This is a genomic window from Pseudogemmobacter sp. TB195 (assembly GCF_058313095.1).
Genome location: NZ_JBZEGG010000021.1, coordinates 29,724 through 47,177, shown reverse-complemented (window position 1 = coordinate 47,177; position 17,454 = coordinate 29,724). Strand labels below are relative to the sequence as shown.

The 17,454-nt window shown below is 65.3% G+C and carries 13 protein-coding genes; 9 read left to right on the top strand and 4 right to left on the bottom strand.

Features of this window, described 5'->3' with window-relative positions; translation table 11 throughout:
- Nucleotides 1–116: 116 nt before the first annotated feature.
- Nucleotides 117–1,460: an oligosaccharide flippase family protein gene (locus AC4FS3_RS19840; protein ID WP_491021973.1), complete on the bottom strand. Its 1,344-nt coding sequence runs from the start codon at nt 1,458–1,460 to the stop codon at nt 117–119.
- A gap of 194 nt (nt 1,461–1,654) precedes the next feature.
- On the opposite strand from AC4FS3_RS19840, the gene AC4FS3_RS19835 reads away from it, so the two are divergent.
- A complete protein-coding gene (locus AC4FS3_RS19835) occupies nt 1,655–2,917 on the top strand; it encodes a glycosyltransferase (RefSeq protein ID WP_491021972.1) in 1,263 nt (420 codons plus the stop codon).
- On the opposite strand, the gene AC4FS3_RS19830 is transcribed toward AC4FS3_RS19835, so the two are convergent.
- Genes AC4FS3_RS19830 through AC4FS3_RS19820 form a run of 3 tightly spaced genes read right to left on the bottom strand, consistent with a single transcriptional unit; the run spans nt 2,901 to nt 6,387 of the window.
- Nucleotides 2,901–3,734: a glycosyltransferase family 2 protein gene (locus tag AC4FS3_RS19830; RefSeq protein WP_491021971.1), complete on the bottom strand. Its 834-nt coding sequence runs from the start codon at nt 3,732–3,734 to the stop codon at nt 2,901–2,903. The two genes, AC4FS3_RS19835 and AC4FS3_RS19830, sit on opposite strands and share 17 nt — an antisense overlap.
- A complete protein-coding gene (locus AC4FS3_RS19825) occupies nt 3,728–5,425 on the bottom strand; it encodes a hypothetical protein (protein ID WP_491021970.1) in 1,698 nt (565 codons plus the stop codon). Before AC4FS3_RS19825 ends, AC4FS3_RS19830 begins: the two co-directional genes overlap by 7 nt.
- A gap of 2 nt (nt 5,426–5,427) precedes the next feature.
- Nucleotides 5,428–6,387 (bottom strand): hypothetical protein, encoded by a 960-nt coding sequence (locus tag AC4FS3_RS19820; protein WP_491021969.1) that lies wholly within the window; start codon nt 6,385–6,387, stop codon nt 5,428–5,430.
- 266 nt (nt 6,388–6,653) lie between these two features.
- Here AC4FS3_RS19820 and AC4FS3_RS19815 point away from each other — a divergent pair, with 266 nt between their 5' ends.
- The 8 genes from AC4FS3_RS19815 to AC4FS3_RS19780 all read left to right on the top strand — a co-directional run bounded on the left by AC4FS3_RS19815 (nt 6,654) and on the right by AC4FS3_RS19780 (nt 17,407).
- Entirely contained in the window at nt 6,654–8,414 is a 1,761-nt protein-coding gene (locus AC4FS3_RS19815; RefSeq protein ID WP_491021968.1) for a heparinase II/III family protein, read from the top strand.
- Between the two features lie 21 nt (nt 8,415–8,435).
- On the top strand, nt 8,436–10,049 hold the full coding sequence (gene purH / locus AC4FS3_RS19810) for a bifunctional phosphoribosylaminoimidazolecarboxamide formyltransferase/IMP cyclohydrolase (protein WP_491021967.1): 1,614 nt from the start codon (nt 8,436–8,438) through the stop codon (nt 10,047–10,049).
- A 1-nt stretch (nt 10,050) separates the two neighbouring features.
- Nucleotides 10,051–10,545 carry a signal peptidase II gene (gene lspA, locus AC4FS3_RS19805; protein ID WP_491021966.1) on the top strand — a complete coding sequence of 165 codons (495 nt, stop codon included), beginning with the start codon at nt 10,051–10,053 and terminating at the stop codon, nt 10,543–10,545.
- A gap of 130 nt (nt 10,546–10,675) precedes the next feature.
- On the top strand, nt 10,676–11,275 hold the full coding sequence (locus tag AC4FS3_RS19800; RefSeq protein ID WP_198837872.1) for a DUF3035 domain-containing protein: 600 nt from the start codon (nt 10,676–10,678) through the stop codon (nt 11,273–11,275).
- A 175-nt stretch (nt 11,276–11,450) separates the two neighbouring features.
- Nucleotides 11,451–12,860 carry a M16 family metallopeptidase gene (locus AC4FS3_RS19795; protein ID WP_491022028.1) on the top strand — a complete coding sequence of 470 codons (1,410 nt, stop codon included), beginning with the start codon at nt 11,451–11,453 and terminating at the stop codon, nt 12,858–12,860.
- Nucleotides 12,857–14,170 (top strand): M16 family metallopeptidase, encoded by a 1,314-nt coding sequence (locus AC4FS3_RS19790; RefSeq protein ID WP_491021965.1) that lies wholly within the window; start codon nt 12,857–12,859, stop codon nt 14,168–14,170. Before AC4FS3_RS19795 ends, AC4FS3_RS19790 begins: the two co-directional genes overlap by 4 nt.
- Before the next feature lie 172 nt (nt 14,171–14,342).
- The gene (gene mutL / locus AC4FS3_RS19785) at nt 14,343–16,244 is read left to right on the top strand and encodes a DNA mismatch repair endonuclease MutL (RefSeq protein ID WP_491021964.1); all 1,902 of its coding nucleotides are present in this window, start codon (nt 14,343–14,345) and stop codon (nt 16,242–16,244) included.
- Complete coding sequence (locus AC4FS3_RS19780) at nt 16,241–17,407, top strand: DNA recombination protein RmuC (protein ID WP_491021963.1); 1,167 nt, start codon at nt 16,241–16,243, stop codon at nt 17,405–17,407. Before mutL ends, AC4FS3_RS19780 begins: the two co-directional genes overlap by 4 nt.
- Nucleotides 17,408–17,454 lie beyond the last annotated feature (47 nt).

Genomic DNA, 17,454 nt, shown 5'->3' with positions numbered 1-17,454 from the left:
GGTCCGGGTCGCAATCGGGCGTCGTCATCAACGGGCATTGCCCCTTCATAAGCCCAGCGCCGCCTGTCACAAGTGCCGCTGCTTTCGGGGCGCGGAAAAGCACGCATCCGTCATATCTATCCAAATAATGTCAGCAATTCGTCACGCCCGGACCAGCAAAGTGTAATTATCAGCACCAGAGCCAGCGCGGCGGCCGTCAGATCATGGCGCGGATCCCAGGCCTTGTGACGCCGCGCCAGCCGGATCAGGAACGGATGTGTCAGCGCCAGCGCCAGCCCCTGGCCCAAAAGGGCACCGCCAAGCCCGCCCCAGCCTGCGCCGATGATCAGCGCCGTGGTCTGCAACGCCGCCCTTATCGCCTGGACGACGAAAAAGCCCCGCCCATCTCCGGCCGCCAGCGCTGCCTGGTCATAGGTCAGCCCGATCAGCATCGGCATCTGCGCCATCGCCACCGCCGCGATGATCACGCCCACATCCTGGTAGCGCGCATCGTATAAGACGCCCGCGATCAGGTCGCCGCCCGCCGCCATGGCGCCCATCACCAAAAGCATCGGGATCGTCAGGCCAAAGCGCAAATGACGCAGTTTGCGCGCGCCCGCCGGATCGGCATGGGGGCCCAGCTCGCGGTAGATCGGGATCATGATCCGCGTCACCACCAGCCCCGCCAGCAGCACCGGGAAGGAGGCGAGGAAAAAGCCGATATTATAGTGCCCGAGATCGGCCATGCTGAGCCAGGACCCCAGCACCGCCTTATCGCCCTGGGTCAGCAGGAAGCCGGCGGCCGTCGAGGCAAGGATCCATTTCCCGAAATGCACCAGTTCGCGCGCAGCGTCGGGCTCCCAGCGGAAACGGTTGGCAGGCCCGGGCAGGAAGACCGAAGTGAGGCACAGTTTCAGCAGGACCTGCGCCACCGCCCCCACCACCAGCGCCCAGATCGAGCCGGTGATCCAGGCGAAAACCACCATCACCACAATGCCGCCGATCTGCGCCGCGAGATCAAGAAGCGTCACCCGCACCAGAAGCAGATGTCGGTTCGCCGTGTCGATCCGCGTCGGGTTGAAGCCGCCGATCAGCAGCGTCAGCCCCGCGACCGGCACCATAAGCGCAAGCTCCGGCACGCCGTAAAACCAGGCGGCGGGCCAGGCGACAAGGCAGGTCAGCCCCCAGAGCCCCGCGCCGCGAAACACATTCAGCGTCCAGGCGGTGTTCAGGAAATCCGGGTCATCGCCGCGCGCAGAACGCGAAATGGCCGGGCCGATGCCGACATCGGAAAACATCTGCAGGCCGACCAGCACGACCATGACCAGCGCCATGACCCCGAAGGCCTCGGGATATAAAAGCCGCGTCAGAACCAGGTTCGACAACAGCCGGGCGAATTGCGCGAAAACATAAGACCCCGCGACAAAGGCCCCGCCGCCAAGCGCACGCCGGAAAAGGCTCTTGCCTCCGGTCAGTTCCATGATCTGCCCTTTTCTGCCCTGCCCCGCCCGGTCATCCGGTCGGTCATCCGGTTGGCCACACCGTCGGCAGAGTCGCCATCAGTGCCCCTGTGCAACGCTTTGCCACCTTCCCTTTGGCCCGGGCGCTTTACGCTTGCAAGCGGCACGGCCGCACCCGATCCTGGCCTTTGCTGCCGCTGCCATGAATTCGGATCATGAAACTCGCCTATCTGGTCAACAGCTATCCGCTGCCCTCGCAGACCTTCATCCGCCGCGAGATTCACGCGCTGGAGCGGATGGGCTGGCAGGTGCATCGTTTCGCCATGCGCTCGGAACGGGCGGGTCTGGTCGAGGCCGCCGATATCGCCGAAGACAGCCGCACCGAACATCTGCTGGAACACGGGCTGTTGCGCCTGATCCGCAGCGCCCTGCCCTTCGCCCTGCGCCGTCCGGGCGCGGCCTGGCGCAGCCTCAGACTGGCGCTGAAATGCGGCGCCAATGGTGCCGGCGGCGCGCCCGGAACCGGCGGCAGGCTGCGTCACCTGGTCTATTGGATCGAAGGGGCCGAGGTCGCACGGCGCTGCCACCTGGCGCGACTGCCGCATATCCACGCGCATTTCGGCACCAATTCCACCACGGTCGCCATGCTGGCGGCGGAAATCGGCGGTCTGGGTTTCTCCTTCACCACGCATGGGCCCGAAGAATTCGACGCCCCCCGCGCCCATAATCTCGGTGAGAAAACCGCGCGCGCCGATTTCTCGGTGGCGATTTCCTCTTTCGGGCGCGCGCAGCTCTGCCGCTGGGCCGGCGTGCAGGACTGGCCAACGATCGAGGTCGTGCATTGCGGCATCGAGACCTGGCGCTTCCCCGAGCCCGCGCCGATGCGCGATACCGGACCGCGCAGGCTTGTGGCCATTGGCCGCATGTCGGAACAAAAGGGGTTTCCGCTTCTGATCGAGGCGATGGCGCAGGTGAAGGCCGATCTGCCCGATCTGCGCCTTACTCTGATCGGCGAGGGCGAGCTGCGCCCGATGATCGAATCGCAGATCCGCGCGGCGGGGCTTGAGGATCGCATCACCCTGACCGGCTGGCTGGATGAGGCCGGGGTCCGCGATGAACTCGCGCGCGCCCATGCGCTGGTGTTGCCCTCTTTCGCCGAGGGCCTGCCGATGGTGCTGATGGAGGCTTTCGCCGCCGGGCGCCCCGCGATTGCCAGCGCCATTGCCGGCATTCCGGAACTGGTCACGCCCGGCACCGGCTGGCTGGTGCCGGCGGGTGACGCCGATGCGCTGGCCGATGCGATGCGCGGCTTTGCCGCGGTGCCGGTCGGGGTGCTGGCCCGGATGGGGCGCGAGGCGCGGGCCGACGTCTTTGCCCGCCATGACATCAATATCGAGGCCGGAAAGCTCGCCCGCCATTTCCGCGCTGCGCTGCGTCTGCCGGCGGAAGGCCATGATCCGGTCAGCGACCACGGGTGAACTCCGTAGTGCCGCGTCTGAGCCGCACCGCCAGTGCAACCGCCGCATAGGCCGCGAAGCCCAGCGGGTCGCGCGCTGCAAGTCGTATCAGCCCGCCCGCGCCTAAGGAGGCCTTGCCCTCGCGTTCCAGAATGCCGGGAAAAGCTGCGGCGAGTTCGCGCACGCCAAGATCCTGACGGCGGCGCACCCTGACCAGGGCGGCAAAGCCTTCGACCATCGGCCAGGAATAGGGTGCGGCGATCTGCACCCGCTCCTCTGGCTCGAATTGCAGCCGCACGAAAGTGTCATCCGAGATCAGCCGGGGAAATTCGCCCCATCGCGCGCGGCCCTCCGGGTTGGTGGCGTAAAGCCCATAGCCGGGCGCAGTGCTTTGCGCGAAAGGCAGCTGCTGCCAGAACCGTGCATAGGCGCGGGTGATCCATGATTTCGCCTGCGGGATCTGCGGCGTGGCCCCGGCATAGAGCGCGCGAGGGCGGGCCAGCGCCGCCACCAGCCCCGCCATCACCCCCGGGGACACCAGGCAATCGGCATCAAGCCAGGCGAGAACGCGGCCCCGCGCCACCGCCTCGCCCGCATTCAGCGCGCCTGGTTTCGAGCCCTCGGCGAGATCAAGCACAGTCATCTGCCAGCCCTCCGGCACCGGAACTGCCCGGGCGATCCCGGCTGTGTGGTCGCGGCAGCCATTGGCCACCACGATCACTTCGGCCCCTCCTGGCACAGGATCCGAGGCAAAGACCGCCATGAGGCAGGGGCCGATCCAGGCTTCCTCGTTCGAAGCCGGGATGATGACGCTGAGCGCAGGCGGCGGGTTCAGCATGCGCCACAGGCCCGGATCAGCGCCCGCCAGCGCGGATTGTCATCCGAGAGATGCCTGAGCGCGCCCCAGCTGCCATGCCGCCCAGGCGTCGCGACAAAGCCGTAATGGGTGAAAGGCGCATCGGTCAGCGCAGCCCAGGACGCGAGCAGTTCCTCATAAAGCACGCCCATTCCGTCCGAGTAATTCAGAGCGGTGAAAAAGGCGGTGACCTCGGCGTCATCGGCAACCGGGCCGATCCCGGTCACATGGGTACCGCCCTCATACATCACCAGCCGCAGCCCATGTTTTTTTGCAATTTCAGCCTGATAGGGCCAGATCACCCCGGTCAGATGCGCCAGGGTATCATCGGGATTCCCCGAGACAGAACCATCGCGCAATTCCGCAACGGCGCGCCCGATTGCCTGGTCGAGCCCGTATTTCTCGCCCCAGGCTTCCAGCGCAGCGCCTTCAAGCCCCAGTCGCGCAGCATGTTCCTTTGCTGCCTCTTTGCTTTCGCCAAGCCAGGCGCGGATCATCGGCAGCCGATCCTCATGGCCCAGCGCGCCCGAGAAATAGCCGGTCACCGCCCAGGCATCAAAGCTGGTCACAGGTGCGGGCCGTCCCTCATCCGTCACCTGCTTTGGCGCAAGGATATGCTCTTCCAGCCCCAGCCAGCCGGTCTGGGTCGACAGGACCCGCACAAGCCGCGCCGGATCGGCGATTTCCTCCGCCCAGATCGCCATGACCTCTGCCGCGCGCAGTGCGTAAAAGGCGAGCCAGCCGCCATCCCCGCCCCAGCGGGCCTTGGCCTGCTGATCCGCCCAGGCGGCCTGGGAAAACTGCCAGTTCCAGACTTCGTTGGAATATTCCACCCAGGCTACACGGCCCGGCGCCAGACCTGTCGCGACAACCTGCGCCATCTCGGCCACCAGCGCGTCTGACGCCATATGCGGCAGCGTGATCCAGGGATCAGCCCCCATCCGGTTGGCAAGTTCAACCACGACCTCGACCGGCACGCCACGCCGCGTCCAGGTGTAATCCCCGGGCCGGGGCCGGTCTTCGGGCGTGATCAGCGGCGAATCGTTGGTCTGCAGCCAGTCCATGAAGCGCAAAAGCCCGATGCCTTTGACCCGCGCAAGGAAATCGGGGTTGAACACTTCCCCCGCCGCCATGAGCGCCTCACGGTCTTCGCGCAGGACGCGGATCTCGCGGACCGGATCGGCGGGATCGCTTTCGGTGATCCGCAGGTCGACAAGACCCGGCCCGGGCGTAAAATCAAAGCTGATCCGGCTGCCGTCCCGGCGCGGATTGCGCGCCAGACCGCCAACCGCGACATCACCGGTGCCGCTCCAGGTCACCAGATAGCGGCCGGCCAGATCGCGCGCATCAGGCGGCATATCGGTCAGAAGCACCGTGCCGATGGCGTCGAGCCCCTCCGGGATATGCTTCGGCCAGCCGTGATCGCCCAGCACGCCCGCCGCTGCGAGCGCGTCATGGTCCAGGCCGCCCCATTGCCCCGGCAGATGCCCGATCCAGTCACGCGCCGATTTCATCACATCAAGGAACGGCTGTTCCGGCGACCAGTCGCGCCCGCCCAAAAGCCCCATGCCGAGACCCTGCGCCCTCGCCTCTGCCCAGGCGGCGCCGGGCAGCAGCGGCACAGCCATCGCGCCCGCAACGGTTTTGCCAAAAGCCCGGCGGGTCAGCGCCACCCTCACGGCCCCGACCTTTGCGCGACACCACTTGGCGGATAAGCGGTCACGACATCCCAGGCGATTTCCTGCATGCGCTTTGCCGCCACCGGATCAATATTGATGCGGCCGCCATCGGCGCGGGGGACGTCTGCGGGCAGCCCTACCGGCGAGCGGCCATAGATTACTGCATAATGCGCCACTGCCAACAGCCAGGCACCGGTATCATTGAAATGGATGTCATCGCTCAGGAAATCCTCGACACCGCGAAGCCCGGGCAGCTCGCCCGCCTCAGCCGCGCGAACGACCGCCGCCATCACCTGGCCGCCGGGGATGACATGGATCGTGCCCACGCCTTCAGTCCCCATCGCCGGGCGGAGCAGCGCGCCCTCCCACAAGGCGGGCAGGTCCTGGCCGATCCGTCCCAGCCAGTCGCCGGGATCGTTCGAGGTATCGTTCAGCGAATGCCAGGTCTCGTAAAGATAGACCCGCGCATCTGGTCGCGCCTTGCGGATCTCAGCTGCCCAATAGGCGAGCGCACCCGGCGCATCATGCCAGCGGATCGCATCTTCCAGCGCCACCATTTCGGTCAGCACCACCACCGGATAGTCACCACTCGCAATGGCCTCCCCCGCCGGGCGAAAGGCGGGTGTTGCATTTTCCTCTGCCAGTCCAGCGACTTCGCCCTTGCGATGCGCGTTCAGGCTTGCCCCCCAGCCGAGCTGGCTGTTCCAGTCATGCCCGGCGAAGCCCGCGAGAATCGCCGGCATATCGCGCCCGGTCAGCGAATGACCCAGATGGTAGACCGCAACCGGCCCGGTCGGGGGAGGCAGCGGCGCATCATAACGGGCGGCAAATTCCTCCTGCGACAATTCGCGCCCCAGCGCCGCGCCGGGCAGCACCAATGGCAGGCTCAGCACCGCACCCAGAAGAACGACGCAGGCCAGAATGGCGCCCGCCAGCAGAAGAATCGGCTTTTTCACAGCTTGTTCCCTGGCTGCCACAGAAGGATCACCGGATGATTTTGCCCTTAATTCTTCGCAGTTACCACAGCGGGGCAGAAAAAGCTGCGTTTCCAGCCTGAAAACGATGCGAAAACCGGCCCCTGCCCGCCACCTCGCCGCGTGATGCCCGCAGTTTCACGCGCCCGCCAGCCGACAGTCCGGTGACAATCCGTCAGGCTGCAGCTATTCTCCGCGCCGCTTCCGGGGGACAATCGGAGGGCGTTTGGCAGGAAGGGCAGAACCGGGTGACACGCGCCAGTGACCGCGTCAGTGAGATGGGCTTCGAGGCGCCGGGCCGGCGTGAGCGGCTGGCAAATCGCTATGCCGCCTGGGCCGCGCGCCATGCCAAACCGGCCGACGGCTTTTCGCTGCGCCCCGAGCCGCGCTCAATCGGGCTTTATGCGCGCGGCAAGCAGATCATGGCCGGGAATATCGTGCTTGCCGGCCATCTGGTCGAGGCCGGGGACCCAGCTGCCGAAGCCGAGATCTGGGATCTGACCGCGCCCGACCCCGCTTTCACTGATGAGGCGCATGGCTTCACCTGGCTTGATGATCTGGCCGCACTTGGCACATCGCGGGCGCGCGACCGGGCCCGCGCCTGGACCTGGAGCTGGATCCGGCGATTCGGCGATGGCACCCGCCCTGGCTGGACCCCGGCGCTGACCGGCAGGCGGGTGATCCGCTGGATCCATCATTCCGATTTCCTGCTCGAGGGCGAAGCCCCTTCAGACCGCGCCCGCTTCTTCGCCTCTCTGGCGCGGCAGGCGGGGTTTCTGGCGCGCCGCGCGGCGTCGGCCCGGCCCGGCCTTGCCCGGATCGAGGCGCTGACCGGCCTGATCTACACCCATCTCTCGCTGGAAGAAGAGGCGCCAAAACTTGGCCAGGCCCTGACCGCACTGGCAAAGGAATGCGACGAGCGCATTGACCGCAGCGGCGCGATCAACAGCCGCAACCCCGAGGAATTGCTGGAGATTTTCACCCTGCTCGGCTGGGCGGTGCAAAGCCTCTCGGATGCGGGGCACACGGTTCCGGCGGCGCTTTCGGCGGCTTTGGACCGGGTCGCGCCCTGTCTGCGCGCGCTGCGCCATTCCGATGGCGGGCTGGCGCGCTTCCATTCCGGCGGCACCGGGCCTGAGGGGCGGCTTGACCAGGCACTTGCTGCCTCACGGGCGCTGCCAGCGGCGGGGCATGTTACCCTGGCGATGGGCTATGCACGGCTCTCGACCGCCCGAACCACCGTCATCCTTGATGTCGCCGACCCGCCCGGCGGCCCGGCGGCACAACACGCGCATGCCTCGACCGCGGCGTTTGAGCTGAGTTCCGGGCGCCGCCCGCTGATCGTCAATTGCGGCCCGGGTCAGAGCGCCGGGCCGGAATGGCGGCTCGCGGCACGGGCGACGCAGTCTCATTCGGCTCTGTCACTGACCGGGTTTTCCTCATCCCGCTTTGGCGCCTCGACCAGCCATCTGAGCGAGCGCGCCCATGTCTCGGACCTGCATTTCGCCGGGTCTGACGGCGCTTTCGTGCGCCTCAGCCATGATGGCTGGCAGGCGGGGCACGGGCTCATTGCCACCCGCGAGCTGCATCTCTCGCCCGACGGGCGGCGGCTGAGCGGCACGGATCTTCTGTCCTCGACCACTCCCGATGCCCGCGCGCAATTCGACCGGATGGTCGAACGCTCGCCGCTGGGTGGGCTGCCCTTCACCATCCGCTTCCATCTGCATCCCGATGTCGATGCCTCGCTGGATATGGGGGGCGCGGCGGTGTCGATGCAGCTGAGATCGGGCGAGATCTGGGTTTTCCGCCATGACAGCGGCGCCGATCTCTCGCTGGAGCCCTCGGCCTGGCTGGAACGTGGCCGGCTTGCGCCGCGCCATGCACAACAGATCGTGTTGATGGGCTTTGCCCAGCACTATGACAACCGTATCGGCTGGACGCTTGCGAAAGCCCAGGATACTCCGCTCGCGATCCGCGATCTGGACCGGGATGACCCGGTTCCCATCTGAATTCCCCGTCAGAGAGGCCCCATGTCGATTTCCGCGCCCCGCTCCGCCGCCCCTGCGACACCCGTCCGCCCGCGCCGCGCCCTTTTGTCGGTATCGGACAAGACCGGGCTGATCGGGTTTGCGCGCGCGCTGCACGACCATGGCGTCGAACTGCTCTCGACCGGCGGCACAGCCAAGGCGCTGCGCGAGGCGGACCTGCCGGTGAAAGACGTGGCCGAGATCACCGGTTTCCCCGAAATGATGGATGGTCGCGTTAAGACGCTGCATCCGATGGTGCATGGCGGGCTGCTCGCGCTGCGCGACAATAAAGATCATATCGCGGCGATGGAGGATCACGGGATCGGGGTGATCGATATCCTGGTCGTGAACCTCTATCCGTTTGAAGAGACCGTGGCGAAGGGCGCCGATTATGCCACCGCCGTCGAGAATATCGACATTGGCGGCCCGGCGATGATCCGGGCGGCGGCCAAGAACCATGCCTTTGTCGCAGTGGTGACCGATACCGAAGACTATGCCGGTGTGATTGCAGAAATCGAACAGAACGGCGGCACGAGCTATGCCTTCCGCCAGCGGCTCGCGCTGACCGCTTATGCCCGCACCGCAGCCTATGACACCGCCGTGTCGACCTGGATGGCGGCAGCGATTGCGGAACCCGCGCCGCGTTACCGCGCCATGGCCGGAAAACTTGCACAAACCCTGCGTTATGGCGAGAATCCGCACCAGAAAGCCGCCTTCTACCTGGACGGATCGAACAGACCCGGCGTGGCCACCGCAAAACAGTGGCAGGGCAAGGAACTCAGCTACAACAATATCAACGACACCGATGCCGCGTTCGAGCTGGTGGCAGAGTTTGCGGGCCAGGGCCCGGCGGTTGCCATTATCAAACATGCGAACCCCTGCGGCGTCGGCAAAGGCTCTTCGCTGCTCGAAGCTTACCAGCGCGCCTATAGCTGCGATACGACCTCGGCTTTCGGCGGCATTGTCGCGCTGAACCAGGAGCTGGACGCCGCCACCGCCGAAGAGATCGTGAAGATCTTCACCGAAGTCGTCATCGCGCCTTCGGCCAGCGATGCGGCGAAAGCGGTCTTTGCGGCGAAAAAGAACCTCCGCCTCCTGACCACGGGCGCGCTGCCGGATGCGTCGCAGGGAGTGCTCTCGTTCCGCCAGGTCGCGGGTGGCTTTCTTGTCCAGGATTCGGATGTCGACACGATCACGCTATCTGATCTGAAAGTGGTGACGAAACGCGCCCCTTCGGGCCAAGAGCTGGAAGACCTGTTCTTCGCCTGGAAAGTCGCGAAACATGTCAAATCAAACGCCATCGTCTATGTGAAAGACGGGGCCACGGTCGGCATCGGCGCGGGCCAGATGAGCCGCGTCGACAGCACCATGATCGGCGCGAGGAAAGCCGGCGAGATCGCCGGAGCCCTTGGGCTGAGCGAAAGCCCGGCGGTCGGTTCAGTCGTCGCCTCGGACGCCTTCTTCCCCTTTGCCGACGGGATCGAAGTTCTGGCGGGCAATGGTGTGAAAGCCGTGATCCAGCCCGGTGGCTCGATGAAAGACGCCGATGTGATCGAAGCCGCAGACCGGCTTGGCCTTGCGATGGTCTTCACCGGCCAGCGCCATTTCCGGCACTGACATGCGCGCAGCCTGGCTTTCCGCCCTCATCACCTTCGGCCTCGACCAGGCGTCCAAACTGGCGGTGGTCCAGGGGCTCGATCTGATCAACCGGGGCGAGATCGATGTCTGGCCTCCGTTCCTCGTCTTCCGCATGGCCTGGAATCGCGGCATCAATTTCGGCCTCTTTGCCGGGGATGCCGAGGCCGTGCGGTGGGGAATCGTTCTGGTCTCGCTGGTGATCTCGGCCTGGGTCTGGGTCTGGGTGCGGCGCTCGCGCCCCGGCACCCTTGCGCAGATTTCCGCCGGTCTGCTGGTCGGTGGTGCGCTTGGCAATGTGATCGACCGGATCTGGTACGGCGCGGTGGCGGATTTCCTCAATACGTCCTGCTGCGGATTCGAGAATCCCTATGCGTTCAACGTCGCCGATATTGCAATCTTTGCCGGGGCCTTTGGCCTCGTGCTCTTTACCGGCAGGCCGGCTGAGGGCCGGAAATCGGGGGCAAAAAAGGGCTGAGCCGGATTTCTGACGGTGCCGGGCCTGCGCCCTGGCCGAAAGACCCCGTGACGCGACCAATCCCATAGGCTAAGAGACTTCAAAGGCCGAAGGGCAGCATAAGACGGAAAGACGAATGCCGGGGAACAGGATGCAGGCAAGATCGGGCGCAAGGTCGGGCAAGGGCATGATCGCGCTGACGATTGCGCTGGTGCTGTCCGGATGTGCCGCCGACAAGGGCGATTCAACCGATCTGATGCGGCTGCGCTCGAAAGACGGGCCGGATGAATTCGCGGTCCTGCCGCCGAAGGCGCTGGAAATGCCCGGAAGCCTCAGGGATCTGCCCGCGCCGACGCCGGGCGGCGGAAACCGCACCGATCAGCGCCCGCTTGATGATGCAGTGGTGGCGCTTGGCGGCAAGCCCGGCGCTTCGGGTGGCATACCCGCTGCCGATGCCGCGCTTTATGCCCATGCCGCGCGCAATGGCACCCAGGCCGATATCCGCAGCCAGCTCGCCTCGGAAGATCTGCAATGGCGGCGCGACAACAAGGGCCGCATTCTTGAGCGCATGTTCAGCGTCAATACCTATTACCGCGCCTATAAAGACCAGTCGCTCAATCAGTATCGTGAACTGGAATACTGGCGTTCTCGCGGTCTTTTGACCCCATCTGCTCCGCCGGAAGGCTATGACAAGCAGAAGGAAGAAAAGGAACGCCAGAAGAAGAAGCGCGGCGGCCTCCAGCTGTTCTGATGTCAGGGATGCGTCCTTAACCCGTATCCCGGTCCTCAGCCGCCAGGAGCCCGTTCAACCTGCCCCCAGCCGGGCAGCGCCCGGAACACAGCGGAAAACCATCGGAGGACGGATGCGTCTTGTGACCCGACTTGCCCGCAAAGCCAGGGGGAAAACCCGCGGCTTTGCAAGGATCATGCCTGCTTTGCCACTGCTTGCGGCATTGTCAGCCTTTGCCGCCCAGGCCGAAACGGTTTCGGCCTTCCGGCTGGAAAACGGTCTCGATGTGGTGGTGATCGAGGATCACCGCGCCCCGGTCGTCGTCCAGATGATCTGGTATCGCGCCGGCGCCGCCGATGAGCCTGCGGGCAAATCCGGCATCGCGCATTTTCTGGAACATCTGATGTTCAAGGGCACCGACAAAGTGCCCGCCGGCCAGTTCTCGGCCACGGTCGAGGCGCATGGCGGTGATGACAATGCCTTCACCTCCTGGGATTACACCGCATATTTCCAGCGCATTGCTGCCGATAAGCTGGAAATGGTGATGGAGATGGAGGCCGACCGGATGCGGGGGCTGAAACTCGACCCCGCCGTGGTGCTCACCGAACGCCAGGTGATCCTTGAGGAACGCGCGCAGCGCACCGATTCCGATCCGGGCGCGCTTCTGGGCGAACAGATGCGGGCGGCCCTGTTCATGAACCACCGCTACGGCGTTCCGATCATCGGCTGGCGCCATGAGATTGCCGAGCTGACCCGCGAGGATGCGCTGGCCTGGTATGAGCAATATTACGCCCCGAACAATGCGACGCTGATCATCGCGGGCGATGTGACCCCCGATCAGGTGAAGGGACTGGCCGAGAAATATTACGGCCCTATTGCGCCCTCGGAAGGCATAAAGCCGCGCCTCCGCCCGCAAGAACCGCCGCACTTGGCGGAACGCCGGCTGACCTATGCCGACGAGCGGGTCTCTGACCCCTATGTTTACCGCTCTTACCTGGCGCCGGAGCGCAATCCGGGCGATCAGAAGACCGCAGCCGCATTGTCGATCCTGGCCGAGCTTCTGGGCGGCAATGGTCAGACGGCGATCCTGCCGCGCGCGCTTCAGTTCGATAGCCAGGTCGCGGTCTGGTCTTCGGCCTTTTACGATGGCACTGCGCTCGATGACGCGACTTTCGGGCTTTACGTCGTGCCCGCACCCGGAGTGAGCCTTGGCGAGGCCGAGGCGGCAATGGATGAGGTTCTGGCGAAATTCCTTGAGGAAGGCCCCGATCCGGAGGCCTTTGACCGGATCAAGACCCAGATCCGCGCCTCGGATATCTATGCCAAAGACGATGCGATGGGGCTGGCAAAGCTTTACGGCGAGGAGCTTTCGGTCGGCCTCGGCCTTGATGATATCCAAAGCTATACGACGGTGCTGGAATCGGTGACCATCGCGGATGTGATGCAGGCCGCGCATCAGGTGCTGAACCGCAACAATGCGGTGACCGGCTGGCTGGAGCGCCCGCCGGAAGTGTCGCCGGAACAGGCGCCGGAACAATCCGCCGCCCCGGCTGAGGCAGCCCCCCGGACCGAACCGGCGACAGGTGAAACGGAGGCCGCAGAATGATGTTTCGTGCTCTGGTCGCAGCTTTTGCGATCCTTATCCCCGGTCTCGCCTGCGCCGATATTCCGATCAAAGAGGTGAAAAGCCCCGGCGGACTGACCGCCTGGCTGGTCGAGGATCACAATATCCCCTTCACCGCGCTGGAGATCCGCTTTCGCGGCGGCACTTCGCTGGATGACCCGGCCAGACGCGGCGCGATTTACCTCATGTCGGGGCTGATCGAGGAAGGGGCCGGCGATCTCGACAGCAAGGGCTTTGCCGAGGCGCGAGACAGCCTTGCGGCCTCGTTTTCCTTCGCGGCCTCGACCGATACCTTTTCGGTCTCGGCCCGGTTTCTGAGCGAGAACCGCGATGAGGCGGTGGATCTCCTGGCCCTGGCGCTGAACAAGCCGCGCTTTGATGAAGATGCGGTGATCAGGGTGCGCGAACAGGTGCTCTCCGGGCTGCGCTCGAACCTGCGCGATCCTTCCTCGATTGCGTCGCAGACCTTTGATCAGCTGGCTTATGGCGAACATCCCTATGGCAGCACCGGGCGCGGCACGCTTGCATCAGTTGCGGCCCTGAGCCGCGCCGATATCGTCGAGGCCTGGAAGACCGCTCTTGCGCGTGAGAATGTCTATATCTCGGCCGCGGGTGATATCACCGCCGAAGAGCTGGGGCTGATCATCGACCGCGTGCTGGGCGGTCTGCCGGAAACCGGCGCCCCCCTGCCCGGCGCGGCGCCCTGGCTGCTGCCACCGGGGGTGAGCGTGATCGATTTCCCCTCGCCGCAATCGGTGGTGGTGTTTGGCCAGTCGGGGATTTCACAGAAGGACCCGGATTTCTTTGCAGCCTTCGTCCTGAATGAGGTGATGGGCGGCGGGCGGTTTTCGGCCCGGCTGATGACCGAGGTGCGCGACAAGCGCGGGTTGACCTATGGGATCGGGACCTATCTCGTGGGGATGGATCATTCGGACAGCTATCTCGGGCAGTTCCAGGCCTCGAATGACAAGGTCGCCGAGGCGATCAGCGTGATCCGCGCGCAATGGGCAAAGATCGCGACCGAAGGGATCAGCGAGAAAGAGCTTAACGATGCGAAGACCTATCTGACCGGAGCCTATCCGTTGCGCTTTGACGGCAATGCGCCGATTGCCTCGATCCTTGTGGGCATGCAGATGCAGGGGATGCCGATCGATTATCCGAACACCCGCAATGCAAAGATCGAAGCGGTCACGATGGAGGATGTGAAACGGGTGGCAGCGCAGCTTTATCAGCCCGAGGCGCTGCGTTTCGTGGTGGTGGGCCAGCCGGTGGATGTGACCCCGACGCCGTGACGCGCGGCTCAGCGCCTGACAGGCCGTTATTTTCCTGAACAAAGCAGGGGAGGGCAACCCTCCCCTGCCCCCTCCCCGCCGCGCGCGGGGCGACCTGTGCGGTGAGACCGGCAGGCCGGGCGGGCTCTGGCGGGCCTTTCGCGACTCGCCATCCGCTGCTAGATATTGCGGCATGAGCCAGTTCGCCCCCAACCTCTCGCAAGAAGCCGCGCGTCCTGTGATCCGTCAGCTGGACGAGGCCGCGATCAACCGCATTGCCGCCGGTGAAGTGGTGGAACGGCCCGCATCCGCCGTGAAAGAGCTGGTGGAAAACGCGCTGGATGCAGGCGCGACGCGGATCAGGGTCGAATATACCGATGGCGGCAAGACACTGATCCGGGTCAGCGATGACGGCTGCGGCATGACGCCCGAGGATCTGCCGCTGGCGCTGAGCCGCCATGCCACCTCGAAAATCGACGGCAGTGATCTGCTGAACATCCGGTCCTTCGGGTTTCGCGGCGAGGCGCTGCCCTCCCTGGGCGCCGTCGGGCGGCTGGTGATCACCTCGCGCGCAGCGGGGTTTGACGCGGCCCTGATCACCTGCACCGGCGGGCGGCTTGACGGGCCGCGACCGGCCGCGCTGACCTCGGGCACCGTGGTCGAGCTGCGCGATCTGTTCCATGCAACGCCGGCGCGGCTGAAATTCATGCGTTCAGACCGGGCCGAGGCCCAGGCGATCCATGAAGTGATCAAACGCCTCGCCATGGCCGAGCCGGCAGTGGGCTTCACCCTCTCCGAGGTGACCGCCGACGGGCCAAGGGTGATCCTGCGGCTCGATCCCGAACAGGGCGATCTGTTTGACGCGCTCCAGGGGCGGCTCTCGCGGATCATCGGGGCGGATTTCACCGCCAATGCAATGGCGATTGATGCCAGCCGTGATGGTCTCGCTTTGCTGGGCTATGCCGCGCTGCCGACCTATTCGCGGGGCTCTTCGACCCAGCAATATCTCTTCGTCAATGGCCGCCCGGTGAATGACCGCCTGCTGCTCGGTGCGCTGCGGGCCGCCTATTTCGACGTGCTGTCACGCGACCGCCATCCGGCGGCGGTGCTGAACCTGATTGTCGATCCCGAACGGGTCGACGTGAATGTACATCCGGCGAAATCCGAAGTGCGGTTTCGCGAACCCGATGCCGCGCGCGCGCTGATCATCACCGCGATACGGATGGCCCTGACCGGAGCGGGCCATCGGGCCTCGACCACGGTGGGGGCCGAGACAATCGGGGCTTTCCGGCCGGGCCAGAGCCTGGCGCCCCAGCCGATGCGGCCGACATACGCGCATGACCTGCCGCACCGTCCTGCGCAGAGCACCCTCGCCCAGGCCTTCGCCTTTCAGGCGCCCCTGCCCGCCTCCGGCTTCGCCGAAGCCCCCCAGGTCAACACGATTGCAGACCTGGGCGCGACCTCGGCGCAGATCCGGGATCAGGATCCGGCAGGGCCCGAGCCCGCGCCGCAGAGCTTCCCCCTTGGCGCCGCCCGCGCCCAGTTGCATGAAAACTGGATCATTGCCCAGACCCCGGACGGCATCGTCATCGTCGACCAGCATGCCGCGCATGAACGCCTGGTTTATGAGCGGCTGAAAGTGCAGATGGCCAGCCGCGAGATCCCGCGCCAGGTGCTGCTGATTCCGGAAATAATCACCCTGTCGGCCCCGGATGCGAGCCTGATCCTCTCGGCAGCGGAAAGCCTTGCCGGGGCGGGCCTTGTGATCGAGCCCTTTGGCGGTTCGGCAATCTCGGTAACCGAGACCCCCGCGATCCTTGGCGAGGTCAACGCCGCCGCGCTGATCCGCGACATTCTCGACGAGCTGGCGGATCAGGGCGACAGCCAGCTGACCCGCGCGAAAATCGATGCGGTGCTGTCGCGCATGGCCTGCCATGGCTCGGTCCGCTCTGGCCGGCAGATGCGCCCCGAAGAGATGAATGCGCTCTTGCGCGAGATGGAGGTCACGCCGAATTCCGGTCAGTGCAATCATGGCCGCCCCACCTGGGTCGAGCTGAAACTGCATGATATTGAGCGGCTTTTCGGGCGCAGATGATCACGGTTTTCGGCCAGAGCTATGCCTGGAATGCGCCTGAGATCCTGATCATCGGGGCGGCGGGCGTTACCCTCATCGCGCTGCTGATCCTGATCCTGCGCGCGGCCAATCGTGCGGGCAATTCCGCGCAGCCCGTGATGAACGAGATCGCCTGGATGAGCCACCGCGTCCAGGCGCTGTCCGAGGGGCAGGAACGGCTTTCTGGCGGGCTGAGCCATGTGTCCGAGGCGCAGGCAGCCAGCCAGGTCTCGATGCTGAAGCTGATGGAAGCCCGCCTCGCCGATGTGCAGCGCCAGATGACCGAGGCGCTGCATGGCACCTCGACCCGCACCGCGCGATCCTTGGGAGAGTTGCATCAGCGGCTGGAAACCATCGATAAAGCCCAGGAAAAGATCGAGAATCTTTCGGGCAACATCCTGTCTTTGCAGGACATTCTGGCCAATAAGCAAACACGCGGCGCCTTTGGCGAGATCCAGCTGCATGACATCGTGTCAAAGGCGCTTCCCGCCGACAGCTATACGATGCAGGCGACACTTTCGAACGGGCGCCGCGCGGATTGCCTCGTGCATCTGCCAAAGCCCCCCGGCCCCATCGTGATCGATGCGAAATTCCCGCTGGAATCCTACGAGGCGCTGCGCCGCGCCGACACCCCGCGCCAGAGCCATGAGGCGGCGCAGCTGTTGCGCCAGGCGTTGCGCGCCCATATCCGCGCCATCTCGGAGCGTTATATCCTCGAAGGCGAAACCGCCGATGGCGCGCTGATGTTCCTGCCCTCGGAAGCGGTCTATGCCGAGTTGCATGCGAATTTCCCCGAGCTCGTGCGTGAGGGATTTGCCGCCCGGGTCTGGATCGTCTCTCCGACCACATGCATGGCGACGCTGAACACGATGCGCGCAGTGCTGAAAGACGCGCGGATGCGCGAACAGGCCGGCGCCATCCGCAAGGAGCTCTCGCTTTTGTCGCAGGATGTGGATCGGCTTGGCGCGCGGGTCGTCAATCTTGACCGCCATTTCCAGATGGCGGCGCGGGATATCGAAGAGATCCGCATCTCCTCGGACAAGGCCGGCAAACGAGCCCGCCGGCTTGATAATTTCGACTTCGAAGAGCTGGCCCCGGACGCCGCCACGCCGGTCTTGCCGGGCCGGGATGCCGGGCCGGGCTGAAAGCTGTTCCTTTTCACCCTTGCACAACTGCTCGCGACAACAGGACG